Below are 24,630 nucleotides of genomic sequence, written 5' to 3' on the forward strand. Positions count from 1 at the left end.
CTGTCAGCCTGCCTTGAGCAAGACTCCCGCATTGGGCTTTACCGCAGGGGCCGCAACCGCGCTAAACTGCACCGATCCCGTCTCGTCCACATCAAGCGCCTTGCCGAATTTCACACCAATCCGGTCTTCGTGACACCAACGGGTCTCCGCTTTCACGCTCAGCCCATCGGCCAGATAGATAACGAAAGGTGTGCCTTCCGGAACATTCCAGAGCCCCTCTATCATAGCGCCGGTTGGCGAGATGTTCCGGATAGTGCCGTCGTAGCGATACTCACCATGCTCCAGCACGACCTTTCGCAACATGGTCTGGCGTGGCGCACGCGCCGAGCGCGGCCCCTGCGCGATGGCAGACAGCCCCATCGCCAGGCGGCGTGCCGCAGCCTTGGCATCAAGCGGGCGTTCGTAGATGAAGCCCTGAATATGGCTGCACCCTAAGCGTCGAACGAGATCGAGTTCGTCGAGCGTCTCCACGCCTTCCGCTGTGGTCTCCATGCCGAGCGCCTCGGCGAGATTGACGATCGAAGCGATGATCGCACCGTTACGGCTCCCCTCCATCGTTGCACCGCGCACAAAGCTCTGGTCGATCTTGATCTTGTCGAACGGCGCCTTCTTCAGATAGCCGAGCGAGGAATATCCGGTGCCGAAATCGTCCAGTGCCAGTCGCACGCCGATGTTCTTCAAGGCGCTGAACATGGCTTCAGTATTCTTGTTTTCGCCCAGAAATACGCTTTCGGTAATTTCCAGTTCAACCCGATCCGGATCAATGCCGGAGGAAGCGATCGCACTGGCTACGATCGCCGGTAACACCGGGTTGGCAAATTGCAGCGGTGAAACATTGACGGCGACCCTCACATCACGTGGCCAGCTGGCCAGATCGTGACATGCTGTCCGCAACGCCCATTCGCCGATCTGGGCGACAAGTCCGACTTCCTCTGCAATCGGCACGAACTTCGCCGGTGAAATGTAGCCGAGTTGCGGATGGTTCCAGCGCAGGAGCGCCTCAAAGCCGGTGATCTTTTCCGACATCGTATGAACCTGCGGCTGATAATGCAGCTCAAATCCGCCCGTCGCGATCGCGTCACGAAGATCCTGCTCGAAACGCTGCCGCTCCTTGGCATCCGAATGGAGATCATCGTCATAGAAATGGTGGCGACCTCGGCCGCCGCCCTTGGCCGCATAGAGAGCAAGGTCGGCATTACGAATCAGCTCATCCGCCGTCACCCCGTCATCGGGACAGAGAGCAATACCGACAGAAGTGCCGATGATGACCCGCGAACCTTCGATGGAGTACGGCTGCGAAATGGTCTCGATGATCCGGCGCGCAAGATGAGCAAGGCCTTCACGCTGATGATGACCATGAAGAATGACTTCGAACTCATCGCCGCCAAGACGGCCGACACGCCCCATACTTCCCACTGTGGAGCGAAGCCGATCTGCCACCTGCACCAGCAGGGCATCACCGGCGGGATGGCCCATCGTATCGTTGACCTGTTTGAAGCGATCGAGGTCGAGCAGGAAGACGGCGCAGGCCTTGTTCTCGATACGCGGCGCAGCGAGCACTTTCTCAAGCCATTCGGCCATCTGAAAGCGGTTGGCCAGCTTGGTAAGTGAATCGAAGCGCGCCAGCTGTGTCACATGCTGTTCGGAACGGCGTCGCTCGGTAAGGTCGGCACCCGAGCCTCGAAAGCCCATGAAGTTGTCGAACTGATCCAGCACCGGCCGGCCGGTGATCGACCACCACCGCTCCTGCGAATCACCGGTAGCGGCAAGAACCGCGAGATCTACAAACGACGAGCGCGTCGAAAGATGGAACACCAGTGTACGTTCGCTTTCCTGCTCCTGCGCATCGAGCATGAACAGCGACGTGAAGGGCCTGCCTGCCAATTCCCCATGCTCACGCCCCAGATGCTGCGCGATTTGTGGCGATACGTAGGTAATCTGCCCACGCCGATCGGTTTCCCAGAACCAGCCCTGTCCACACTCCTCGAATTCGCTCAGAAGTTCGCCAGCTCGCGCATGGATGCGATCGTGCTCGATTCGTCGCTCTTCGGCTTCTTTCGATGCCCGCGCATGTCGCACGACGCAGTAGAGGCCGAATACACCGCCAAGGACCAGCATCAGATATGTCTGCGACGAACCGGCAAACAGCAGCACACCTGTCCATAACCCCAGCGTAGCCGCGACCACGGATGTCAGATTGCCTTCCAGCAAGGCGATCGCGGCGAGCAAGATCATGACATAAATGCTGGTAGTCACGCTCCAGTCTGTGTCTGTCCGCATGGTTGTCCAGGTTGCGGTCGCCAGTCCATACAGAAACATCGGCAAGGCAATCCCCGCAAGCAGAACGGGGTAACGACGCAGGTCATAAGGCGCGAGGCGGCCTTGCACAGCGGTCAACGCCGGAGCTGACAGACACAGTGCAATTGCACCGCACAGCGCCCAGATCGTCAACGCGCCAGGCCGTTCTTGCGCTCGAAGCCCGATGAAAACGGCCATGGCAGACATCGCCAGCGCCATGGCGGCCCAACGCCGAGGAAGGAAACCATCTGCCGCTCCGGCGACGACATCCGCCGTTACCCGACGCGCAAAGCTGCTGCGAACGGCCGGCTCATTGCGGGATGCCTGGTCATCAGGCAGGATCGCAGCCTCCTGATCACTACGTCGTGCATCCAAAATCCGGTCTGGTAAGCCACCGGAATCTTGGTGGCTCTCCGCTTGAGCAGCGTCAACAGCGCCTGCTTTGCGGGGACCTGCTATTACCTGCCGGATTCTGCTTCTAGCCATGGGCGTCACTATGCCGGAAACGCCCTTGCCATCCGGTTAAACATACGAAGCAAACGGCCGGTAAATATGCATGTTCCATGCCCCACACACATCGAAAGCCGAAGCTTCCCGATGGGGAAGCTTCGGCCTTCGAAATCTCGCACCGCATGACCGCAGCCCGGCATACCGGGCTGGCGACCTAAACGCGCATCGGCATTAATACGTAAAGCGCGGGGCTCTTGTCATCCTGACGGATCAGCGTCGGAGCGCCAGCATCGGCCAGATGCAGCTCCACCGTATCTCCATCGATCTGGCCCAGGATGTCCTTGAGATAGTTGGCATTAAAGCCGATCTCGAAGCCATCTGCCGAATAGTCTGCCGGAACCTCCTCAGCGGCCGTGCCATTGTCTGGCGATGTGACAGAAAGCGTCACCCGGTCCTGCTCCAGCGCCATCTTGACCGCGCGAGTCTTCTCGGTGGCGATGGTCGCAACGCGGTCCACCCCCTCGAAGAACGACTTCGGATCGATCTTGAGCAGCTTGTCGTTACCGGTCGGGATAACACGATTGTAATCAGGGAACGTGCCGTCGATCAGCTTGCTGGTCAGCACCACACCATGCTCGCCACCCAGCGTGAAGCGCACCTTGCTGGCCGAAAGGTCCACCAGAACCTTGGTGTCGAGCACTTCCTCGATAAGCTTGCGCAGTTCGGTCACGCATTTGCGCGGCACGATCACGTCCGGCATGCCTTCGGCCCCATCGGGGCGTGCCAGCGTGAACCGGGCGAGGCGATGGCCGTCGGTCGCGGCAGCCTTCAGCTCGTCCTCGGTAACGTGGAAGAAGATGCCATTGAGGTAATACCGGGTTTCCTCGGTCGAGATTGCGAAGCGGGTACGATCGATCAGCTGTGCCAGCGTTGCCGCAGGGATCTCGAAACTGGTCGGCAGTTCGCCCTCGGCGATCATCGGAAAGTCGTCGCGCGGCAGCGTCGGCAGCTGGAAGCGGCTGCGCCCGGCCTTCACCACCATGCGCCCTTCGGCGGCATCGAGGTTCACCTGGCTGCCATCGGGCAGCTTGCGGGCGATGTCGAACAGCAGGTGCGCAGAAACCGTGATGGCGCCCGCCTGCTCGACCGAAACGGCACCGACCGATTCGACCACCTGGAGATCAAGGTCGGTCGCCATGATACGCAGCGCACCAGCAGACGATGCCTCGATCAGCACGTTCGAAAGGATGGGAATCGTATTGCGGCGCTCGACGACCGACTGCACATGGGAAAGGCAGCGCAGCAGCGTGGAACGTTCGATAGTGGCCTTCATGACAGCCTCAGGTCCCCCTTGGTCGGGCTTGGGTTCAAGAAACCCCGAAAATTGGACGACTATCTCTAGCGCGAGTCAGGCAAGCGGCAAGCGCGATGTGACCAGAAACCTGCGAAACTGGGGATAAATCCGGGTTTCGCCCCGGAAGAAAGTGGGTGGAAAGCGATTTCGCCCTCCACCCGACCTTTCCCGTCAGATCATCACCATGCCGCCGTTGACGTGGATCGTCTGGCCGGTGACGTAGCCTGCTTCCTTGCTCGCCAGGAATACGGCGGCAGCAGCAATGTCGTCACCCTCGCCCATCCGGCCCATCGGGATGCGGCCGTTGAGGGCGTCCTTCTGGGCATCGGGCAGTACATCGGTCATCGCGGTGCGGATGAAGCCCGGCGCAATGCAGTTCACGGTGACGTTGCGGCTGGCAAGCTCCTGCGCGAGGCTCTTGGACATCGCGGTGATGCCACCCTTGGCCGCGCAGTAGTTCATCTGGCCGGGATTGCCGGTAGTGCCGACTACCGAGGTCACGTTGACGATGCGACCGAAGCGCGCCTTCATCATCGGCTTGGTGACAGCGCGCATCAGGCGGAAGGTCGATTCGAGGTTCACGCGGATCACCGCATCCCACTCTTCATCCTTCATACGCATCGCGAGGTTATCGCGCGTGATCCCGGCATTGTTGACCAGAATGTCGATCTTGCCGAGCGTCTCCAGCGCGGCAGGGACCAGCTTCTCGACATCCTCGGCGCTCGACAGGTTGCAGGCAATGGCAACGTGATCGACATCCTGCAGATGCTGCGGCGTATGCTCCACCAGTTCCTCGCGGAAGGCGCGGAGCTTGTCGGCATTGGAGCCGGAAATCACGAGGCGGGCGCCCTGTGCTGCCAGCGCGCGGGCCACCGACGAGCCGATGCCGCCCGAGGCGCCGGTGACGAGAGCGGTCATTCCGTGAAGATCGAACATGGTCTTGGTTCCTCTGGAAAATTCAGTTGCAGGCCAAGCGCTCAGAGCGCCTTCGCCAGTTCCTCGATCTCGGCCATGGTCGAGGCGGAGATCACATCGACTTCACCCGCGCTACGCTTGATCATCGGGGCGAGCACCTTGCCGCCCAGTTCGACGAACTGCTCGACACCGGCATCGCGCATCGCGATCGCGCTTTCGCGCCAGCGCACGCGGCCCGTCACCTGCTCGACCAGCAGGCGCTGGACCACAGCAGGATCGGTCACGACATCGGCGGTGACATTGGCATAAAGCGCCACGCGCAGCGCGCTGGGCTTGGTGGCCTCAAGCGCTGCGGCCATGGCATCGGCGGCAGGTTGCATCAGCGGGCAGTGGAACGGTGCGGAGACCGGCAGCAGCACGCCGCGCTTGATGCCGTACTCCTTGACCAGTGCAACCGCACGCTCGACCGCATCCTTGTGACCGGAAATCACGACCTGCGTCGGGTCATTGTCATTGGCGACGGTGCAGACCTCGCCTTCGGCGGCAGCTTCGGCCAGCGCGCTCGCCTTCTCGATGTCCGCGCCCAGCAGCGCCGCCATCGCGCCTACGCCCACAGGCACGGCAGCCTGCATCGACTGACCGCGCAGCTTCAACAGGCGCGCCGTATCGGCAAGGCTGAAAGCACCAGCGGCGCACAGCGCGGTATATTCGCCCAGCGAGTGTCCGGCGACAAAATCCGCCTTGTCAGCCAGCGAGATGCCGCCTTCCTTCTCCAGCACGCGCAACACGGCGATGGCATGGGCCATGATAGCAGGCTGGGCGTTTTCGGTCAGCGTCAGCTGATCTTCGGGGCCTTCGGTCATGATGCGGAAGAGGTTCTGCCCGAGCGCCTCGTCGACCTCCTGGAAGACCTCGCGTGCGGCGACGCTGGCCGCAGCAAGCTCCGCACCCATGCCGACTTTCTGGCTGCCCTGCCCCGGAAACACGAATGCGCGCATGTGCTGATACCTTCTTTGAATGTCGTTCGTTCACCACGAGCGACCAGAGGCCAGCCCGCGAAAGGCGCCGCGCTTATTCACCGAGCCGCTACAGAGCAACCCTTAAAGCGCACACAAGCGCCCATACAGCCGCCCGTCACGCGATGGTAGAGGGCTTGGAACGCGCTTTCGTTCAGCCGAAAGGCACGATGCGGTTATCCGCATCATGGCCGATGTTCGCAGTTCCCATAAAAGCAATCGAGTGTCGTTCGCACCAGTGGCGCACGATCGCTTCGGGCTCGATCCCGAACGGGCGGTCGTTCTCGGGAACGGCGCTTACCCGCCCGAGCCGGAGCCCGGAAATCCCGCCCAGATGCGCCGAAAGGTGGAACATCAGCCGGTCCACGGCATAGAGATATTCCGAGACTTCCTCGACCATCACCACATGCCCGGCCAGTCCCGGCATCAGCCGGGTTCCGCACAGCATCGCCAGCGTCATCAGGTTGAACGCGACCACCGGATGCCCCTGCCCCACGGCAGGCTCGATGCCGGCAGCCCCCTCTCCCGAAAGATAGGAAAGCGCGCGCAGCACGGCCGCCTCGCCACCATCGCGGCGGATATCCGCCAGCATCGGGCCATGGACGGGGCGACCGATCCTGGCGCGGTAGAGGCCTCCCAACAGATAGCCCGCATCCGAATAGCCAAGGAACACCTTATTCTTTGCCACATGGTCGAAGCGCGCCATGGCATCCTCGGCCACGCGGCAGGCGCCGTAGCCACCACGCGCGAACCACACCGCATCGTAAGCCGGATCGTTCGCGCATTCGAGCAGCGCTGCGAGCCTCGTCTCGTCCGATCCGGCGAAATGGCCATGTTCGGCAAAGCTCTGGGGATGGATATCGAGCGTCACGCCGGGGAAATGCGCAGCAGCAAGCGCGGTCACGCGCGCGGCGTCCTCAGAGAGGATCGGGGTGGACGGTGCACAAACGGCGATACGGGTCATGTCCTCTTCTCTATCGAGGTTGTCACAGGCGGCAAGGCCGCATACCGAAGCCGACATGACCGCCAGCGCCGAACCGACCACCCTTCCCGCCCTCACAGCCCATGAACTCACCACGCGCCCGTGGTTCTTCTGCGGCATTGGCGGCTCGGGCATGCTGCCGCTCGCGCTGATCCTCAAAGGCCACGGCGCGCATATCGCCGGGTCCGACCGGGGCCGCGATCAGGGACGTACGCCGGAAAAGTTCGCGTGGCTCGAATCGCTCGGTTTTGCGCTTTACCCGCAGGACGGCAGCGGCATCACAGCGCCCGAGCAGGTGCTGGTCGCCTCTGCTGCGGTGGAAGACAGCGTGCCCGAAGTCGTTCGCGCCACCGCGCTCGGCTGCCCGCGCATGAGCCGCGCGCAACTGCTGGCAACGCTGTTCAACGCGGCCAGGGCCGGGATCGCCATCGGCGGCACCTCCGGCAAGTCCACCGTCACCGGCATGCTGGGCTGGATCCTGACCGCGACCGACCGCGACCCGACAATCATGAACGGGGCGGTGATGAAGAACTTCGTCAGCGCCGATGCACCTTTCGCCAGCGCCCGCGTGGGAAGCGGCGATCTGTTCGTGTCGGAAGTCGATGAAAGCGACGGCTCCATCGCGCTCTATCGCCCGCAAGTCGCGGTGCTCGGCAACGTCAGCCTCGATCACAAGAGCCTTGAGGAACTGCGCACGCTGTTCGGGGACTTCCTTGCCCGCGCAGACATCAGCGCGATCAATCTCGACGATGCCGAGACGGCAGCGCTGGCATCACATGCCAAACGCCTCGTGACTTTCGGGATCACCTCTCCCGAAGCCGATCTCGTCGCCAGCGAGATCGTCGAGGGGCCAACCACGCTCAGCGCGACAATCCATGACCGGCGTGATGACAGCACACACGCACTTACGCTGAAAGTGCCCGGTCGCCATAACCTCTACAACGCGCTGGCCGCCATTGCCGGAGCGAGCGCTGCGGGCGTGTCGGTGGCCGAAGCAGCGGCTGCGCTCGACACTTTCGCAGGGCTTGCGCGCCGCTTCGATATCGTCGGCACTTCGGCAGGCGGCGTGACCGTGATCGACGACTTCGGACACAACCCGGACAAGGTCGGCGCGACGCTTCGCACGCTGAAGGCCCATCCGGGACGCGTGATCGCGTTCTTCCAGCCTCACGGCTACGGCCCCTTGCGCCAGATGGGTCGCGAGCTTGCCGAAGTCATCGCGAAGACACTGGATGGCAACGATCTGACGATCCTGTGCGATCCGGTCTATTTCGGCGGCACGGTCGATCGCAGCCAGGGCAGCGAGCGGATCGTCGAATTCATCCGCGCCGATGGCGGGCAGGCCGAGCATATTCCAGAGCGCACCGCCTGTGCCGATCGCATCGTCGAGATTGCCCGCCCCGGCGACCGCGTGGTGGTGATGGGCGCGCGGGACGATACTCTCACGCAGTTCGCCAAAGACCTGTTGGCGCGCCTTCCCTGACTACAGGAAAGACGCGATGGCTCAGTGTGCGGAACCGCCCCGCGCCTTGGCAATCACATGCACGATCGCCGCGATCACGGCGCCTACGATCAGACCGATCACGGCAGATATGCCTGCATAAGTAAGCCAGCCCAGCGCCGGGCCGACCGCGCCGGCTGCCTCGGAGGCCCCATGCTCCCAGCCATGAACGAGATGTGCCGGATCAGTCCAGCCCAGTTCCTCGGTGCCGTGGAGCAGGATACCGCCGCCGACCCACAGCATCGCCAGCATGCCGACGTTGGACAGCACGCTCAACACGACCGGCATGCCTTTCAGGAGCAGGCGCCCGAACCACTTCGCTCCGGCGGAAGGCTTCTTCGCCAGATGCAGGCCGATGTCGTCCATCTTCACGATCAGCGCGACCGCGCCATAGACGCCCACGGTGATGAGCACGCCCACCAGCGCCAGTGCGACCGCGCGGGTCAGGAGTGTCGCATCCTCGATCTGCGAGAGCGCAATCGCCATGATCTCGGCCGACAGGATCAGATCGGTGCGCACAGCGCCTGAAACGCGCTCCTGCTCGAATTTCGCAGGATCGGTCACGGGATCGTCGAGCGTTTCGCCATGCTTGGCACCGCCCAGCTTCTCCAGCACTTTCTCTGCACCTTCGAACGAGAGGAACAGGCCACCCAGCATCAGGATCGGGGTGATTGCCTGCGGCAGGAACGCGCTCAGCAGCAGCGCAACCGGCAGCAGGATCAGCAGCTTGTTGCGCAATGATCCCTTGGTGATCCGCCAGATCATCGGCAGCTCGCGATCCGGCGTGAACCCGGTAACGTAGCCCGGCGTCACGGCCGCATCATCGATCACAACGCCCGCCGCCTTGCTGCCTGCCTTGGCGACACCCGCGCCGACATCGTCGAGCGACGCCGCAGCAGCCCGTGCGATCACCGATACATCATCCAGAAGCGCCACGAGACCGCTTGGCATTGTCGAAATTTCCCCGTTTCATTGCGCCCGCCGCCACGGCTGCGCGGCATCGTTCATCGCAGATTGTGGCGACGGATCAAGCCATTGCCCGGTAACAGAACATTGCTGACAACCATGCCTGCCTCTCACCCCTTAAACCTTCCCGCCGATTGCCGTTCTTGTTGGCATTCCGAGGGCGCCGATGGTCGGCCTGCTCCGGCAAACGGTACAATTGGGGAATTCACAATGTCAGTGATCAACACGAACATTTCGGCGATTCGGGCAAGCAATGCGTCGGCGGCGGCGGACAAGGCGCTGGGCACGGCGATGGAGCGCCTGTCGACCGGCAAGCGGATCAACTCGGCCAAGGACGATGCTGCGGGTCTGGCGATCTCGACCTCGATGACCTCGCAGATCAAGGGCATGGGCCAGGGCATCCGCAACGCCAACGACGGTATCTCGCTGGCGCAGACCGCCGAGGGCGCGCTGTCGGAAGTCACCAACATGCTCCAGCGCGTCCGCGAACTGTCGGTGCAGTCGGCCTCGGGGACCTATCAGACCTCGGACCGCACGGCGATGCAGTCGGAAGTCTCAGCGCTGACGGCGCAAATCTCGGACGTGATGACGCAGACCAAGTTCAACGGCAACGCGCTGTTCTCGACCACGGCGGGCACGAACAAGACCTTCGACATCCAGACCGGCGCCAATGCAGGTGAAAAGGTGACGCTGACCAGCACCGCGATCGACGGCACCAACCTGACCGCGACCGCGCTCGACGTCTCGGACGCGACCAAGGCCGCCGCGACGATGACCAGCGTGGGCAAGGCGCTCGACGACGTAAACGCCACCCGCGCCTCGCTGGGCGCAGGCCAGAACCGCCTCGAATCGGCGATCAACACGCTGACCAGCAACAGCACCAACCTCTCGGACGCGAAATCGCGCATCGAGGATGCCGACTACTCCACCGAAACCACCGCGATGGCCAAGGCCCAGATCCTCTCGCAGGCCTCCACCGCGATGCTGTCGCAGGCCAACCAGAGCCAGCAGAACGTCCTGTCGCTGCTGCGCTGATACAAAAAAGAAAAGACCTCTCCCCCCCAGCCTCCTCCGGTCGCCCCCTGCGACCGGAGGAACTTTGCGTCCGGGGTCTCGCATCTCACATGAAAGCTTGCACGCCCGCCTCGTTTCCACTAAGGGCGCGCCTTCCGCATCCGGCTCTTAATCCGGGTCGGAAACGGACGAAAGCCGGAGGGGCCCCGCAATCCCGCGGACAAGCCAGCGATCGGCTAGATAGATTAAAGGAAGCTGCCGTGGCTCTTTATGAGCACGTGTTCCTGGCTCGCCAGGACCTCAGCCAGTCGCAGGTAGATGCACTGGCCGCCACTGCCACCGAGATCATCGAAGCTAACCAGGGCAAGGTCACCAAGACCGAGACCTGGGGCCTCAAGAACCTCGCGTACAAGATCAAGCGCAACCGCAAGGCGCACTTCGTTCTGCTGAACTTCGAAGCCGGCGGTGATGTCGTTGCCGAGCTGGAGCGTCAGACCCAGATCAACGAAGACGTGATCCGCTATGTCACCATCCGCGTTGACGAGCACGAGAACGGCCCGTCGGTCATGATGCGCAAGAGCGACCGCGAGCGCACCCGCCGCCGCGAACGTGAAGGGAACTGATCCACATGGCACGTGCATTCTTCCGCCGCCGCAAGTCCTGCCCGTTCTCGGGCAAGAACGCGCCGCAGATCGATTACAAGGACATCCGTCTGCTTCAGGGCTTCATGTCCGAGCGTGGCAAGATCGTCCCCAGCCGCATCACCGCGGTGTCCGCCAAGAAGCAGCGTGAGCTGAGCCAGGCGATCAAGCGCGCGCGCCACATCGGCCTGCTGCCCTTCATCGTCAAGTAAGGGGGAAAGACCCAATGGACATCATCCTCCTGGAGCGCGTCGAAAAGCTCGGCGCCATCGGCGATGTCGTTTCCGTCAAGGACGGTTACGCACGCAACTACCTGCTTCCCAACAAGAAGGCCCTTCGCGCCAACGAGCGTAACAAGAAGGTCTTCGAAGCCAACCGCGCCAAGATCGAGGCCGAGAACGCCGAGCGCCGCACGGCTGCTCAGGCAGCATCGGGTGACGTCGAAGGCAAGCAGGTCGTCCTGATCCGCGCCTCGTCGAACTCGGGCCAGCTCTACGGTTCGGTTTCGGTGCGCGACATCGTCGACGCTCTGAACGCCGACGGTGCGAACGTTGCCAAGCACATGATCGTGCTGGAGCGTCCGATCAAGACGCTTGGCATCTTCGACGTTCGCGTCAGCCTGCACCCCGAAGTGGCCGTGACCGTTCAGGTCAACGTGGCACGTTCGCCGGACGAAGCCGAACTGCAGTCGCAGGGCGTCAACGTCATGGAAGCAATGTTCGAGCAGGACGTCTCGGGCTTCACCGAAGCCTATGACCCGAACGCCGAGCCCGGCGAGATCGCCGTCGAGGCGACCGAGGAAGCCGAAGGCGAAGAGCAGGCCTGATAGGCTACACGCTCTTTCCCTCACGGAAGACTTCACGAAAGCCCTCGCACCCACATGGTGCGGGGGTTTTTCGTTTGCACACATGTACGAATGGAACTGCGATGTTGGTCGAACCCTTGTCCGCTACCGATGTGCATACAGACTCCGCTCTGCTGGCTGCCATCGTCGCGCTGAACAACGCGCACGCCGTGGAGCTTTCCCTTGCGGACGAGGCCCGTATGGAACTGCTGATCTCGCGAGCCACATGGACAGCAAGGGTGGGCCGGGTGGACGGACTGCTTCTCGCCTTCGACCAGGATGCAGACTACGATAGTCCAAACTTCGCATGGTTTCGGAACGCCTACGACCGCTTCGCCTATGTCGACCGGATCGTGACCGACCCCGCCGCTCGTGGCAAAGGCGTAGCTCGGCGCCTGTACGACGATCTCTTTACCAAGGCACGCGCAGCCGGACACGAGCGCGTGGTCTGCGAGATCAACTCCGATCCGCCCAATCCGGCTTCGGAACGTTTCCATCGCGCTCTGCGCTTTGAGCAAGTCGGCGAGGCTCTGCTCGAAAACGGCAAGACAGTGTCCTACATGGCCTGCCAACTCACCCCGTAATCGCGAAGTTTTCAGATGCCCTTGCACTGCAACACGAATTGCGTAAAAACGGGCGATGGAAACGATACAGAAAACCCTCGCGGAATTGGTCCGCGTCTATGAAGAAGCCATCGCCTGCCTGCAGGCGGACATCAACGCTTTCGTGGCCGATGGCACTCTGCCTCCTGTAGAGAGGCGCTCCGAACATCGCTGGACTTACCCGGAACTGCGCGTGACGTATGCCGGGCGCGAACGTGATGCCAGCCACAGCCGCGCTTTCGGGCGACTGGCCGAGGCGGGCGAATACGTTACCACGGTGACGCGCCCGCATCTGTTTGCGGACTATCTCACCGACCAGCTCGAACTGCTCCAGCAGGATTACGAGATCGAGATCACCGTCACCCGCTCGGCGCAGGAGATCCCCTTCCCTTACGTCCTCGATGGCGTGAAGGTCGGCGCGATCACCCCCCAGGAACTCTCGCAGCACTTCCCGACCACGGAACTGGCGATGATCGGTGACGAGATCGCCGACGGTATCCACGAACTGGATGACGAAGACCCGATGCCGCTGGCGCTGTTCGATGCGCTGCGCACCGATTTCAGCCTTGCCCGGCTCCAGCACTACACCGGAACCAGCGCCGATCACTGCCAGCGCTTCATCCTGTTCACGAACTATCACCGCTATGTCGATGAATTCGTGGACTGGGCTGGGCAGCAGGTCGGCAAGGACGGCTATGTCGCGCTGTCGGGTGCCGGTGGACTCTACCTCGACGCCCCGATCGACAATGCCCGTGCGCGACTGTCCGACACGGCATGGCGCCGCCACCAGATGCCCGCCTATCACCTTATTCGTGAGGACCGCTCGGGCATCACGCTGGTGAACATCGGCGTTGGCCCCTCGAACGCCAAGACGATCACCGATCACCTTGCGGTCATCCGTCCCGAAGCGTGGCTGATGATCGGCCACTGCGGCGGCCTTCGCGAAAACCAGCGCATCGGCGACTATGTGCTCGCCCATGCGTACCTTCGTGACGACCATGTGCTCGATCCTGTGCTTCCGCCAGAAATCCCGCTGCCCGCGATTGCCGAAGTGCAGATGGCGCTGGCGACGGCGGCCGAGAAGGTCAGCGGCGAAGGCGGCACCAACCTCAAGAAGCGTATGCGCACCGGCACCATCGTCACCACCGACGATCGCAACTGGGAGCTTCGCTACACCGATTCGGCGCATCGTTTCAGCCTGAGCCGCGCGATCGGCATCGACATGGAAAGCGCGACGATCAGCGCGCAGGGCTATCGCTTCCGGGTACCCTACGGGACGCTGCTCTGCGTCTCGGACAAGCCGCTGCACGGCGAACTGAAGCTGCCGGGCCAGGCCAACAGCTTCTATGACGAGGCCATCGCCGGTCACCTCAAGATCGGACTGGTCGCCTGCGACCTGCTGCGTGCCGAAGGCGAACGCCTGCACAGCCGTAAGTTGCGCGCATTCAACGAGCCGCCGTTCCGCTGATCCCTTTACCCCTCGCTGCTCGCCATTTCGATGTGAGCAGCGAGGGTCATTCGTCGCGCAATGGTTGCAGGAGCACGATGAACCGTTAGAACCCCCGATTATCGATCCGGCAGCGCGAGAGACATCGTGCGCCGGAAGACCAGAATATCCGAGGGATTCTTCCATGCGCACCACTTCGCTTGTTGCGGCCCTGCTCGCCGCCACCGCCCTGCCCGTTTCTGCCCAGACGCCTGCACCCGAAGCCGCACAGCAGGGCACTGCCGCCGGGATCAACCCCGCCGCCATGGACACCACCACCAAACCCGGTGACGACTTCTACGGCTACGCCAACGGCACCTGGCAGAAGCAGGCGCAAATCCCGGCAGACCGCTCCTCGACCGGCGCGGGTCTCGTGGCCTTTGAATCGACCGAGCGCGAACAGACCGAACTGCTTGCTAAGCTGCTCGCCTCCACGCCGACGCCGGACAGCGATGAAGCGCGCATCAAGGACTACTATAGCGCCTACATGAACCTCGGCGCGATCGATGCCGCCGGAATGGCACCACTCAAGAGCGATCTGGTCCGCTACGCCGCGATCAAGTCGAAGGCGCAACTGGTCCACGTGCTGGGAGACCAGACCGAGAGCGACCTCGACCTGTTCAACAACAACAACGACATGGACACCGAAAACCTGTTCGGCCTGTTCATCACCAAGTCGCTCAGCGGGCCTGACGTGGTGCCCTATATCTATCAGGGTGGCCTTGGGCTGCCGGATCGCGAATACTATCTCTCAACCGATCCCAAGATGGCGACCGCCCGCACGCAGTACCGCACCTATATCGTGCAACTGCTCAAGGCAGCCGGTGTCAGCGAGCCTGAGGCCCGTGCCGCGCGCATCTTCGATCTGGAAATGAAGATCGCCCGCGCACACCCGCCCAAGGCCGATATGGCCGACTTCACCAAGGGCGGTACGCTCTGGAAGCGGACGAACTTCGCGAAGAACGCACCCGGAATGGACTGGAACGCCTACTTCACCGCCGCGCGCATGCCGCACCAGCAGATGTTCGACGTCTATGCGCCCAGCGCGATCAAAGGCATGGCCGCCCTTGTCGGCTCCCAGCCTTTGGCAGCGTGGAAGGACTGGCTGATCTTCCACCGGATCAACGCCAATACCGACGTTCTGCCTCAAAAGCTCGATGCCCTGCACTTCGCCTTCTACGGCACCCAGCTTTCGGGCACGCCGCAGCAGCGCCCCCGAGCCAAGCGGGCTCTTGCCGCCATCAATACCGACCTCGGCAACGCCTTTGGCAAACTGTACGTGCAGGCCTATTTCCCGCCGTCGGCCAAGGCGCAGGTCGAGGATATGGTCGTCCATATCAAGGCCGCCTTCGCCAAGCGCATCGCCGCGCTCGACTGGATGGCGCCGGAAACCAAGAAGCAGGCCCTCGCCAAGCTGGACGCCACCGTTGTCAGTGTCGGCTATCCGGACCACTGGCTCGATTATTCGATGGTAACGATCGCGCCGAATACCGCCTATGCCAATCGCATGTCAGCCATTCGCGGCAAGACGCTTCAGCAGCTCGCCAAGCTCAGAAAGCCGCAGGACCGCAGCGAATGGTGGATGGACCCACAGCTCGTAAACGCGGTCAACCTGCCGGTCCAGAACGCGCTGAACTTCCCCGCGGCGATCCTCCAGAAGCCGTTCTTCGATCCAGCTGCCGATGCGGCGTTCAACTACGGCGCCATCGGCGCGGTGATCGGGCATGAGATCAGCCACAGCTTCGATGCCAGCGGCGCGATGGTCGATGCCGAAGGCAATGTCCGTAACTGGTGGACGAAGGCCGATCTTGCCCACTTCCAGGCCGAAACGCAGGCGCTTGTACGCCAGTACGATGCCTATGCGCCCTTCCCCGACCTGCATCTCAACGGCAAACTGGAACTGGGCGAGAACGGCGCAGACGTGGCTGGCCTTGCCGCCGCATTCGATGCCTATCGCGCGTCGCTGAACGGCCAGGATCTGCCGCAGAAGGACGGGCTCACCGGCGATCAGCGCTTCTTCGTGGCCTTTGCGCAGAGCTGGTCGAGCAAGACCCGCGAAGCGGCGGAGCGTGCACAGATCGTCGCCAACGCCCATGCCCCCAGCGAATATCGCGCACTGACGGTGCGCAACAACGATGCCTGGTACAAGGCCTTCGACGTGCAGCCCGGCTCGGCGCTCTACCTCGACCCCGCCAAGCGCGTGAAGCTCTGGTAATATGCAAAAGGGGCGGGACTGCAACGGCAGTCCCGCCCCTCTTCATTGTCACGCAGTCGAGAATCAGATTTCGGTGATGACTTCGCTCAGCGGCAGGCGCGCCTTGGGCAGCTTCGCATTGAAATCACCCTCGGCGCGATAGCCCAGCGAAACCGCGCAGATCGCCGTGAAACCCTTTTCGGGAAGCCCGAGTTCCCGGTCGAGCGCGGCGGTGTCGATGCCTTCCATCGGCGTCGCATCGATACCCATCGCCGCAGCGCCCAGCAGCAACTGACCGATAGCGATATAGACCTGCTTGTCCGCCCACTGACGCAGATCCTTCAGATCGTCGCGGTGCCAGCCGACGAAGAAGCGACGGCCCTTCAGATTGCCCTCGCGCGCCTCGGCGTTGGCATAGCGACCGGCGGCTTCCTCCACATCGGTGACGTGCAGGACATATTCGTCATCCTCGGCCAGACGGCTCGCGAAGACCACGACGTGCGAGGCCTTGGTCACTTTCTCAAGGTTGAAAGCATACTGCCCCTCCACGCCCTTGGCGACGCGCGCCTTGCCTTCCTCGGTCCCGGCGATCACGAAATGCCAAGGCTGCGAATTGACGCTGGAAGGTGTCAACTGGAGCAGTTCCTTGATCTTCTCGACATCGGTATCGGCGATGCGACGGCTCGGATCATAGGCCTTCGTAGTATAGCGGCTGCGCGCCGCTTCCAGAATGACTTCGGCAGCTTCAGGCAGAACGGCGGTCTGGACGGTCATGGCTTTCTTCCTTGGGGGACGGAATGATCCGCCAAAGGTAGGAAGCGTGGTGCGATGCGTCATCTGGTCTATGGCAAAGATTTTCTTGCAGCACGGCGAACTTTTGCCCGTGTTCAGTCCTGAAGATACTCGACAATTGCCCGGCCAAGATCCTTGAACGTTACCGACGACATGTGATTGCCCGGCGTCTCGATATAAGTCCCTTGCGGCAGCGCAGCAGCGAGATCCGGCGCAGATCCGTTGTCATGATCGTCCGCCCCGGCGACACACAAGGTCGGCATGGCGATGCGCCCGATGGCATCCGGGCCGGTATCGTCGACCGAGCCCAGCAGCAGACGCGCCGCCACCCGGTCGATTCCCTGGCTCTTCATGAAAACCTGCGCCACATAAGCCTTGTCGCCGCGCTCGATGGTTCCGAAACGGTCAATCGCATCGATGAAATGCGCGCTGCGACGCGCCCAGCCGGAAAGCCCGGTCAGGCCCATGCCGCCCAACACCAGCCGCTCAGGCGTCAGCCCTTCCAGCACCCCGCGAACCACCGTACGAGCGCCGAGCGAGAATCCGCCGAGATCATAAGTCGCACCGTCGAGGCCTAGCGCAGTAATCACCGTCTTCAGATCGCGCACCAGTACATCTGCGGGGTACGCGGCCGGATCGTGCGGCGCTTCGCTCTGCCCGTGCGCGCGCAAGTCCGGCATGAACACCTCGAACCCCGCATCCGCCAGAATGCGCGCATTGCCGAACTTAATCCAGTTCACCTCGGCACTGGAGAACAGGCCGTGGAGCAGCACCAGCGGGCGCGCGCCGCTGTCCCCGATGGTATGCAGCGCCAGCCTGGTCCCGGCGTAGCCTTCGAGGAAAGTCGTCTCGATTCCACTGGCAGGCGCGTTCATGTTGATCTCCAAGGGGTATGCAGCAATTGCCCGTCCCTTGATCGCCTGTGCCAGCGAATGCAAGGCCATGCGCGCATGAAGAAAGCCGTTCCGATCTGGACTTGGTTGGCCGCCAGTCGCTCTTGATGATCAGCCCTCGCACGCGCATCCATCCGCGATGGAGAGGATCACGAAAGGCGTGATGCAGGTCTGGGGCATATTTGTACTGCCGGGCCTCGTCGCAGGCGCATTAATACTCGCCCACACCAATCTGTGGCCGCCTCCGCTCGATCTGGCGGGGACAGCCGAAGGTCTGGTGTGGCTGGCCATCTTCGGCCTGTGTTATGCGCTGCCGGCGCTTTACCTTGCGGGGATCATTGTCCTGCGGTTGCGCAACGGAATTATCGCGCTGCGAACATACAAAAGGCCCGCCAACAACCACGCCGGCGAGCCTCTTGCCTGATTTCTCAGGGCATTATCTAAAAAAGATCAGCCCTTCTTGAGGTGACGGCGCCCCAGCAGTTCGGCAATCTGCACCGCGTTCAGCGCCGCGCCCTTGCGCAGGTTATCGGATACGCACCACAGCGTCAGCCCGTTCTCAACCGTCGAGTCCTCACGGACGCGGCTGATATAGGTCGCGCCGTCGCCCACACATTCGATCGGGGTGACGTAACCGCCGTCCTCACGCTTGTCGACGAGCATGATGCCCGGCGCTTCACGCAGGATATCCTGCGCCTCGGTAGCCGAAAGCTCTTCCTCGAACTCGATGTTCACCGCTTCGGAGTGACCGACGAACACCGGCACGCGCACGCAGGTCGCCTGCAGCTTGATCTTCGGATCAAGGATCTTCTTGGTTTCCACGACCATCTTCCACTCTTCCTTGGTCGAACCATCATCCAGGAAGACGTCGATGTGCGGGATCACGTTGAAGGCGATCTGCTTGGTGAACTTCTTGGGCTCGGCCTGATCGCCGACGAAAATCGCGCGGCTCTGCTCGAACAGTTCGTCCATACCCGCCTTGCCTGCGCCCGATACCGACTGGTAGGTCGAGACGACGACGCGCTTGATCTTCGCGCGATCGTGCAGCGGCTTGAGCGCGACGACCAGCTGTGCCGTCGAGCAGTTCGGATTGGCGATGATATTGCGCGCGGTGTAACCATCGATCGCATCCGGGTTCACTTCCGGCACGATCAACGGCACGTCCGGGTCCATGCGATAGAGCGACGAGTTGTCAATCACCACGCAGCCCTGCGCAGCGGCCTTGGGGGCATAGATCTTGGTAGGTTCCGAACCAGCCGCGAACAGCGCGATATCCCAGCCCGTGAAATCGAAGTGCTCGATGTTCTTGACCTTGAGTTTTTTACCGGTCTCGCCGTATTCAATCTCAATACCGGTCGAACGCGACGAAGCTACCGCTGCGATCTCGTCGCAGGGGAATTCGCGCTCGGCAAGGATGTTGAGCATTTCGCGACCGACATTTCCGGTCGCGCCGACGACGGCTACCCGGTAACCCATTTCAAGTTCCTTCATCATCTTCGATACCACGAGGCGGCAATGCACTCGTGAACGCGCGCCGTTACAGGGGATGCAGCACACTGACAAGCGCACTTTTCCAATGCTTGCGCATTATCCCGCCGTCGGCGATCAAATATTTCCCAGCGAACTATAGTTACGGGCAAATTTTTGCCCGTAGTACATGCAGAGTGCCCTTCAAACGAAAGCAGCCGATCCCTTCGAACCGGCTGCTTCGAATTTGTCCTGAGGGGCTATCTGGTCAGTGTGCTGTCGCACTCGCGGCCGGGGCCTGGACAGGAGCAGCCGCCAGTTCGTCGGCCTCTGTCCATTCGATCTCGGTCAAGGTTTCGGTGAGCGCCTTTGCGAGAACCTGATCGACGTGACTGACGGGAATGATCTCCAGCCCCTGCTTCACGTTATCGGGTATTTCGGCGAGATCCTTGCTGTTGTCCTCCGGGATCAGCACCGTGGTCAGGCCGCCACGCAGCGCTGCCAGCAGCTTTTCCTTGAGGCCACCGATCGGCAGCACACGGCCACGCAGGGTGACTTCGCCGGTCATGGCGATATCCTTACGCACCGGCACACCGGTCAGCGTCGAGACGATCGAGGTCACCATGCCGATGCCCGCCGAAGGGCCATCCTTGGGCACCGCGCCTTCGGGCAGGTGGATGTGGATGTCCTTGCGGTTGAACACCGAAGGCTTGATGCCATAGGCAGGCGCGCGAGCCTTCACGAAGCTGAACGCGGTCTGGATCGACTCGTTCATCACTTCACCCAACTTGCCGGTCGCCTTGATCTGTCCCTTGCCGGGCACTGTCACCGCCTCGATGGTCAGCAGTTCGCCGCCCACCTCGGTCCAGGCAAGGCCCGTCACCGCACCGACCTGATGCTCCTCTTCGGACACCCCGTGGCGGAACTTGCGGACACCGGCATAGTCGGCAAGATTTTCCGGCGTGATCGTGACGCTGGTGGTCTTGCTTTCGAGAATCTGGCGCAGCGACTTGCGGGCCAGACGCGCCACTTCGCGCTCCAGCGTACGCACACCAGCCTCGCGGGTGTAGTAGCGGATGAGGTCACGAAGGCCCTCCTGCGTCAGCGTGAACTCGCCCTTCTTCAGGCCGTGCGCCTCCACCTGCTTGCGTACCAGATGGCGCTCGGCGATCTCGACCTTCTCATCCTCGGTGTAGCCTTCGAGACGGATGATCTCCATACGATCGAGCAGTGGCTGCGGCAGGTTCAGGCTGTTCGCGGTACACACGAACATCACGTCCGACAGGTCGATGTCGAGTTCGAGATAGTGATCCTGGAACTTGGCGTTCTGTTCTGGGTCAAGCACCTCAAGCAGCGCCGAGGCCGGATCACCGCGAAAATCCTGCCCCAGCTTGTCGATCTCGTCGAGCAGGAACAGCGGGTTGGACTTACCGGCTTTCTTCAGATTGCTGACGATCTTGCCCGGCAGCGAGCCGATATAGGTACGGCGATGACCACGAATCTCGGCCTCGTCGCGCACGCCGCCCAGCGACTGACGAATGAACTCGCGCCCGGTTGCCTTCGCAATCGACTTGCCCAGCGAGGTCTTGCCCACACCCGGCGGCCCGACGAGGCACAGGATCGGCCCCTTCAGCTTGTTTGTACGCGCCTGCACCGCCAGATACTCGATGATCCGGTCCTTGACCTTGTCGAGTGCATAGTGATCGGCATCGAGCACATCCTGCGCGGCCGAAATGTCGCGTTTGAGTTTGCTCTTCTTGCCCCAGGGAAGCCCCAGCAACACGTCGAGATAGTTGCGCACTACCGTCGCTTCGGCGCTCATCGGCTGCATCGAGCGCAGCTTCTTGAGTTCAGCGTTAGCCTTCTCACGCGCTTCCTTCGAAAGCTTGGTGCTCTCGATCTTGTCCTGCAGTTCGAGAAGCTCGTTGGCCTCATCGCCCTCACCGCCCAGCTCGGACTGGATCGCCTTGAGCTGTTCGTTGAGGTAATATTCGCGCTGCGTCTTCTCCATCTGCCGCTTCACACGGCCACGGATCTTGCGCTCGACCTGCAGCACACCGAGTTCGCCCTCCATGAAGGAGTAGACCATCTCGAGCCGCTTGAGCGGATCGGGCTCGGACAGCACCGCCTGCTTGTCGGACACTTTGGCAGTAAGCTGCGCTGCAACCGTATCCGCGAGCTTTGCCGCGTCCTCGATCTCGCCCAACTGCTCGCCTGCGTCCTGCGACAGCTTCTTCGACAGTTTGGCATATTCACCGAACTGTTCGACGACCGTGCGCATCATCGCGGAAACTTCAGTGCCTTCCGCCTCGATGGCATCGATCAGCTCGACCTGCGCAACCAGCATCTCGCCTTCGGCGCCCTGCTCGGTGCCCAGGCTTTCGAGCGCGGCGCGCTCCTTGCCTTCGACGAGCACGCGCACGGTGCCGTCCGGCAACTTGAGCAGTTGCAGCACGCTGGCGATCACGCCGGTATCGTAAAGATCGTCACGATCGGGATCGTCACAGCCGGGATCGAGCTGCGCGAGCAGGAAGATATCCTTGTCGCCTGCCATGGCGGCCTCGAGCGCGGCCACCGACTTGTCGCGACCGACGAAGAGCGGAACCACCATGCCCGGAAACACGACGATGTCGCGAAGAGGCAGAAGGGGAAGCAAATTCACAGACATATCCAATCCATCAGGTGCCGGCCCGGAAGGCCGGAAAGCCCGGAGTTACCCCCGGCTTGCCGGGAGAATATGGGGCTTCACCGTAGCAGTGCAATGCACCATGCGCCTAAACCGACGCAAATGCGTCATCAGAACGGCATCTTGAAGCCCGGCGGCAGACCCATGCCCTGCTGTGCCTTGCCAAGTTCCTCGTTGGCAACCGAATCCGCCTTGGTGCGGGCATCGTTGTAGGCCGCCGCGATCAGGTCTTCGAGCATCTGCTTTTCCTCGACCTTCATCAGGCTTTCATCGACCGAAACGCCGATAACCCGGCCCTTTGCCGAGCAGCGGATCTTCACCAGGCCGCCGCCCGAAAGCCCTTCGACTTCCATCTTGTCCAGCTTGGCCTGCGTCTCGTTCATCTGCTTCTGAATCGTCTCGGCAGCCTGCTGTGCGGCCTGGATCATCTCTTCCATCGACTTCATGTCATCGTCTCCATTGGCGTCGTCCACCGCCGATGGCAGCGGGACGCTCGTCTTCAATCATTTCAGCTTCGGGGAACGCGGCCAGAGTTGCCTGAACCAGCGGATGCGCGACAAGCGCCGCGCCCGCCTCTGCCTTGCGGCCTTCGGCCTGCTCGACAAGGGTGGGAACGCCCTCTTCACCGGTAACACGCTCAACCTGCCAGCGTTCGCCCGTGACCTTGCCCAGCGCATTGCGCATGAGCGCGGCAATATCCTCGTTGAAACCGGGCGGCTGCGCATAGCGGAGCAGCGCCGGTGCCAGTTCCACCACCCTCACCTGCATGCGCATGGTGTTCGCGGTCGACATCTCGCCGATATGCTCTACATCGTCGACCAGCGCTTCCCACTGCGGCACGACGGCACTTGTGCCTTGCGGGGCCGTCGTTGCCACTCCGCCCCCTACCGCGTCATTCGCCGTCATGGCTGCAGGCGCGGGCGCGCGAGACGCAATCTCTTCCAGCTTGCGCACCAGCGCCCCGGGATCGGGCATATCGGCTGCATGCATGATCCGCAGCAGTGCCATCTGCGCAGCGACCAGCGGATCAGGCGCCGACTTGACCTCGTCATGCCCCTTTATCAGCAGTTGCCACAGGCGATGGACCTGCCCGGCCCGAAGGGTTTTCGCCCATCCCTCGATCGCCTCGCGCTCCTCACTGGCCGGGGCATCGGCGGCATTCCCGCTCACCTGCGCCACCGCGATGCGGTGCGTCAGTTCCATGAGCCCCCGCAGGATCGAAACCGGCTCGACACCCAGCGAATACTGGTGCGTCACGACTTCCAGCACGCCAGCGCCATCGCCGTCGAGCAGCGCGCTGACCAGTCGGCGCTGCGTGCTCTTGTCCGAAAGCCCCAGCATGTCGCGTACGCGCACAGCCTGCACTTTGCCCTCGCCGTCAAGGTCGGCATGGGCGATCGCCTGATCGAGGATCGAAAGTCCATCACGCACCGAACCCTCGGCAGCGGCAGCGACCATCGCCAGTGCCTCGCCTTCAGCCTCGACACCTTCGAGTTCGCAGATCTTCCCAAAGTGCTCGGCCAGCATGGCGCTGGGAATCCGGCGAAGGTCGAAGCGCTGGCAGCGCGAGAGCACCGTGACTGGCAGCTTGTCCACCTCGGTCGTCGCGAAGAGGAACTTCACATGCGCAGGCGGTTCCTCAAGTGTCTTGAGCAAGGCATTGAAAGCATTGCGTGACAGCATGTGAACTTCATCGATGATGTAAATCTTGTAACGCGCTGAAACGGCGGCATAGCGCACCGCCTCGATGATTTCGCGCACATCGTCGACGCCGGTGTGGCTTGCCGCGTCCATCTCGATCACATCGATATGGCGCCCTTCCGCGATCGCACGACAGGGCTCGCAGACACCGCAGGGATCGATCGTCGGGCCACCCTGCCCGTCCGGACCGATGCAGTTCAGCGCCTTGGCGATGAGCCGCGCGGTCGATGTCTTGCCGACCCCGCGCACGCCGGTCATGAGGAAAGCATGCGCCAGTCGATCGCGCTTGATCGCATTGGCCAGCGTGCGAACCATTGCTTCCTGCCCGATCAGTTCGGCGAAAGTCTGCGGGCGATACTTACGTGCCAGCACACGGTAAGGCTGCGCGGCCTTGTCCGGGAGAGCCTCCGGAACTTTTGCAGCGGCCTCTTGCAGAGGCTGCTTCGCAACCGGCACCTGCGCAGGGAGACTTTCAGCTTCGTCGAGATCGGGTTCAGCTTCCGGGAGCGCGCTGGGCTCCACTTTCGCCGCCGGCACAGCGACCGGCGCCTCCTGCGGCTCAGCTGGGGCAGCACCCTCCATGACAGGCTCGGGAGATTTTTCCGGGGCAGGTGCTGGCACCTCGGCGGGCATCGGTGCGGGCTCCCCGAACATGGAGAACTGCCCCGCCGCTTCAAGGTCTGCCTTGCTGGGCGCCGCCTCGCCCTCATCGCTCGCCGACGAGTCGGGCAGCGCGGCGAACATATCGTCGTGCCAAGGCGGCGTCTGGCCGTCGGTATCGTGTGAATCGCTCATTGCATCTGCCAGACTAGGCGCTGGCGAGGCAAT

The 24,630-nt window shown here is 62.4% G+C and carries 21 protein-coding genes; 9 read left to right on the forward strand and 12 right to left on the reverse strand.

Annotation, left to right across the window (positions count from 1 at the left end; translation table 11 throughout):
- Positions 1 to 3: 3 nt before the first annotated feature.
- The 5 genes from AC3EC3_RS05110 to AC3EC3_RS05130 form a co-directional block, all read right to left on the reverse strand.
- Positions 4 to 2,673 (reverse strand): EAL domain-containing protein, encoded by a 2,670-nt coding sequence (locus AC3EC3_RS05110; protein ID WP_488488557.1) that lies wholly within the window; start codon positions 2,671 to 2,673, stop codon positions 4 to 6.
- A gap of 289 nt (positions 2,674 to 2,962) precedes the next feature.
- Positions 2,963 to 4,081, reverse strand: coding sequence for a DNA polymerase III subunit beta (gene dnaN / locus AC3EC3_RS05115; RefSeq protein WP_488488558.1), 1,119 nt, complete (start codon positions 4,079 to 4,081; stop codon positions 2,963 to 2,965).
- 192 nt (positions 4,082 to 4,273) lie between these two features.
- A complete protein-coding gene (gene fabG / locus AC3EC3_RS05120) occupies positions 4,274 to 5,038 on the reverse strand; it encodes a 3-oxoacyl-[acyl-carrier-protein] reductase (RefSeq protein ID WP_488488559.1) in 765 nt (254 codons plus the stop codon).
- 41 nt (positions 5,039 to 5,079) lie between these two features.
- Positions 5,080 to 6,015, reverse strand: a complete 936-nt coding sequence (gene fabD / locus AC3EC3_RS05125) for an ACP S-malonyltransferase (protein ID WP_488488560.1) — start codon at positions 6,013 to 6,015, stop codon at positions 5,080 to 5,082.
- 172 nt (positions 6,016 to 6,187) lie between these two features.
- Positions 6,188 to 6,997, reverse strand: coding sequence for an LD-carboxypeptidase (locus tag AC3EC3_RS05130; RefSeq protein ID WP_488488561.1), 810 nt, complete (start codon positions 6,995 to 6,997; stop codon positions 6,188 to 6,190).
- Between the two features lie 55 nt (positions 6,998 to 7,052).
- Between AC3EC3_RS05130 and AC3EC3_RS05135 the strand changes: the two genes are divergently transcribed.
- The gene (locus AC3EC3_RS05135; protein ID WP_488488562.1) at positions 7,053 to 8,498 is read left to right on the forward strand and encodes a glutamate ligase domain-containing protein; all 1,446 of its coding nucleotides are present in this window, start codon (positions 7,053 to 7,055) and stop codon (positions 8,496 to 8,498) included.
- Positions 8,499 to 8,519: 21 nt separating this feature from the next.
- Here the strand turns inward: AC3EC3_RS05135 and AC3EC3_RS05140 are convergent, their stop codons facing one another.
- Positions 8,520 to 9,467, reverse strand: a complete 948-nt coding sequence (locus AC3EC3_RS05140; RefSeq protein WP_488488563.1) for a DUF808 domain-containing protein — start codon at positions 9,465 to 9,467, stop codon at positions 8,520 to 8,522.
- A gap of 225 nt (positions 9,468 to 9,692) precedes the next feature.
- Here AC3EC3_RS05140 and AC3EC3_RS05145 point away from each other — a divergent pair, with 225 nt between their 5' ends.
- From AC3EC3_RS05145 to AC3EC3_RS05175, 7 genes are all read left to right on the forward strand, one after another.
- On the forward strand, positions 9,693 to 10,517 hold the full coding sequence (locus tag AC3EC3_RS05145) for a flagellin N-terminal helical domain-containing protein (RefSeq protein ID WP_488488564.1): 825 nt from the start codon (positions 9,693 to 9,695) through the stop codon (positions 10,515 to 10,517).
- A 239-nt stretch (positions 10,518 to 10,756) separates the two neighbouring features.
- On the forward strand, positions 10,757 to 11,119 hold the full coding sequence (rpsF, locus tag AC3EC3_RS05150) for a 30S ribosomal protein S6 (RefSeq protein WP_260923106.1): 363 nt from the start codon (positions 10,757 to 10,759) through the stop codon (positions 11,117 to 11,119).
- A gap of 5 nt (positions 11,120 to 11,124) precedes the next feature.
- Complete coding sequence (gene rpsR / locus AC3EC3_RS05155; RefSeq protein WP_260923108.1) at positions 11,125 to 11,349, forward strand: 30S ribosomal protein S18; 225 nt, start codon at positions 11,125 to 11,127, stop codon at positions 11,347 to 11,349.
- A gap of 14 nt (positions 11,350 to 11,363) precedes the next feature.
- A complete protein-coding gene (gene rplI / locus AC3EC3_RS05160) occupies positions 11,364 to 11,963 on the forward strand; it encodes a 50S ribosomal protein L9 (RefSeq protein ID WP_260923110.1) in 600 nt (199 codons plus the stop codon).
- 101 nt (positions 11,964 to 12,064) lie between these two features.
- Positions 12,065 to 12,565: a GNAT family N-acetyltransferase gene (locus AC3EC3_RS05165; RefSeq protein WP_488488565.1), complete on the forward strand. Its 501-nt coding sequence runs from the start codon at positions 12,065 to 12,067 to the stop codon at positions 12,563 to 12,565.
- Between the two features lie 55 nt (positions 12,566 to 12,620).
- Positions 12,621 to 14,051: an AMP nucleosidase gene (locus AC3EC3_RS05170; RefSeq protein WP_488488566.1), complete on the forward strand. Its 1,431-nt coding sequence runs from the start codon at positions 12,621 to 12,623 to the stop codon at positions 14,049 to 14,051.
- A 163-nt stretch (positions 14,052 to 14,214) separates the two neighbouring features.
- Complete coding sequence (locus AC3EC3_RS05175; RefSeq protein ID WP_488488567.1) at positions 14,215 to 16,284, forward strand: M13 family metallopeptidase; 2,070 nt, start codon at positions 14,215 to 14,217, stop codon at positions 16,282 to 16,284.
- A 63-nt stretch (positions 16,285 to 16,347) separates the two neighbouring features.
- Here the strand turns inward: AC3EC3_RS05175 and nfsB are convergent, their stop codons facing one another.
- Together nfsB and AC3EC3_RS05185 are read right to left on the reverse strand one after the other, a co-directional pair.
- Entirely contained in the window at positions 16,348 to 17,037 is a 690-nt protein-coding gene (nfsB, locus tag AC3EC3_RS05180; protein ID WP_488488568.1) for an oxygen-insensitive NAD(P)H nitroreductase, read from the reverse strand.
- Between the two features lie 113 nt (positions 17,038 to 17,150).
- On the reverse strand, positions 17,151 to 17,930 hold the full coding sequence (locus AC3EC3_RS05185; protein ID WP_488489205.1) for an alpha/beta fold hydrolase: 780 nt from the start codon (positions 17,928 to 17,930) through the stop codon (positions 17,151 to 17,153).
- A 157-nt stretch (positions 17,931 to 18,087) separates the two neighbouring features.
- On the opposite strand from AC3EC3_RS05185, the gene AC3EC3_RS05190 reads away from it, so the two are divergent.
- Entirely contained in the window at positions 18,088 to 18,372 is a 285-nt protein-coding gene (locus tag AC3EC3_RS05190; RefSeq protein WP_488488569.1) for a hypothetical protein, read from the forward strand.
- 26 nt (positions 18,373 to 18,398) lie between these two features.
- Here AC3EC3_RS05190 and AC3EC3_RS05195 read toward each other — a convergent pair whose 3' ends face one another.
- From AC3EC3_RS05195 to AC3EC3_RS05210, 4 genes are all read right to left on the reverse strand, one after another.
- A complete protein-coding gene (locus AC3EC3_RS05195; protein WP_488488570.1) occupies positions 18,399 to 19,424 on the reverse strand; it encodes an aspartate-semialdehyde dehydrogenase in 1,026 nt (341 codons plus the stop codon).
- A 259-nt stretch (positions 19,425 to 19,683) separates the two neighbouring features.
- Positions 19,684 to 22,083 carry an endopeptidase La gene (gene lon / locus AC3EC3_RS05200; RefSeq protein ID WP_488488571.1) on the reverse strand — a complete coding sequence of 800 codons (2,400 nt, stop codon included), beginning with the start codon at positions 22,081 to 22,083 and terminating at the stop codon, positions 19,684 to 19,686.
- Between the two features lie 128 nt (positions 22,084 to 22,211).
- Positions 22,212 to 22,547 (reverse strand): YbaB/EbfC family nucleoid-associated protein, encoded by a 336-nt coding sequence (locus AC3EC3_RS05205; RefSeq protein ID WP_260923133.1) that lies wholly within the window; start codon positions 22,545 to 22,547, stop codon positions 22,212 to 22,214.
- 1 nt (position 22,548) lies between these two features.
- Entirely contained in the window at positions 22,549 to 24,597 is a 2,049-nt protein-coding gene (locus AC3EC3_RS05210; RefSeq protein WP_488488572.1) for a DNA polymerase III subunit gamma/tau, read from the reverse strand.
- Positions 24,598 to 24,630 lie beyond the last annotated feature (33 nt).

This window comes from Novosphingobium sp. BAM6 (assembly GCF_057784955.1).

Excerpts from the sequence above, each read along its gene's own strand:
- dnaN (WP_488488558.1), bottom strand. The coding sequence starts at position 4,081 with ATGAAGGCCACTATCGAACGTTCCACGCTGCTGCGCTGCCTTTCCCAT.
- fabG (WP_488488559.1), bottom strand. The coding sequence starts at position 5,038 with ATGTTCGATCTTCACGGAATGACCGCTCTCGTCACCGGCGCCTCGGGC.
- fabD (WP_488488560.1), bottom strand. The coding sequence starts at position 6,015 with ATGCGCGCATTCGTGTTTCCGGGGCAGGGCAGCCAGAAAGTCGGCATG.
- AC3EC3_RS05130 (WP_488488561.1), bottom strand. The coding sequence starts at position 6,997 with ATGACCCGTATCGCCGTTTGTGCACCGTCCACCCCGATCCTCTCTGAG.
- AC3EC3_RS05135 (WP_488488562.1), top strand. The coding sequence starts at position 7,053 with ATGACCGCCAGCGCCGAACCGACCACCCTTCCCGCCCTCACAGCCCAT.
- AC3EC3_RS05140 (WP_488488563.1), bottom strand. The coding sequence starts at position 9,467 with ATGCCAAGCGGTCTCGTGGCGCTTCTGGATGATGTATCGGTGATCGCA.
- AC3EC3_RS05145 (WP_488488564.1), top strand. The coding sequence starts at position 9,693 with ATGTCAGTGATCAACACGAACATTTCGGCGATTCGGGCAAGCAATGCG.
- rpsR (WP_260923108.1), top strand. The coding sequence starts at position 11,125 with ATGGCACGTGCATTCTTCCGCCGCCGCAAGTCCTGCCCGTTCTCGGGC.
- rplI (WP_260923110.1), top strand. The coding sequence starts at position 11,364 with ATGGACATCATCCTCCTGGAGCGCGTCGAAAAGCTCGGCGCCATCGGC.
- AC3EC3_RS05165 (WP_488488565.1), top strand. The coding sequence starts at position 12,065 with ATGTTGGTCGAACCCTTGTCCGCTACCGATGTGCATACAGACTCCGCT.
- AC3EC3_RS05170 (WP_488488566.1), top strand. The coding sequence starts at position 12,621 with ATGGAAACGATACAGAAAACCCTCGCGGAATTGGTCCGCGTCTATGAA.
- AC3EC3_RS05175 (WP_488488567.1), top strand. The coding sequence starts at position 14,215 with ATGCGCACCACTTCGCTTGTTGCGGCCCTGCTCGCCGCCACCGCCCTG.
- nfsB (WP_488488568.1), bottom strand. The coding sequence starts at position 17,037 with ATGACCGTCCAGACCGCCGTTCTGCCTGAAGCTGCCGAAGTCATTCTG.
- AC3EC3_RS05185 (WP_488489205.1), bottom strand. The coding sequence starts at position 17,930 with ATGAACGCGCCTGCCAGTGGAATCGAGACGACTTTCCTCGAAGGCTAC.
- AC3EC3_RS05190 (WP_488488569.1), top strand. The coding sequence starts at position 18,088 with ATGGAGAGGATCACGAAAGGCGTGATGCAGGTCTGGGGCATATTTGTA.
- AC3EC3_RS05195 (WP_488488570.1), bottom strand. The coding sequence starts at position 19,424 with ATGGGTTACCGGGTAGCCGTCGTCGGCGCGACCGGAAATGTCGGTCGC.
- lon (WP_488488571.1), bottom strand. The coding sequence starts at position 22,083 with ATGTCTGTGAATTTGCTTCCCCTTCTGCCTCTTCGCGACATCGTCGTG.
- AC3EC3_RS05205 (WP_260923133.1), bottom strand. The coding sequence starts at position 22,547 with ATGAAGTCGATGGAAGAGATGATCCAGGCCGCACAGCAGGCTGCCGAG.
- AC3EC3_RS05210 (WP_488488572.1), bottom strand. The coding sequence starts at position 24,597 with ATGAGCGATTCACACGATACCGACGGCCAGACGCCGCCTTGGCACGAC.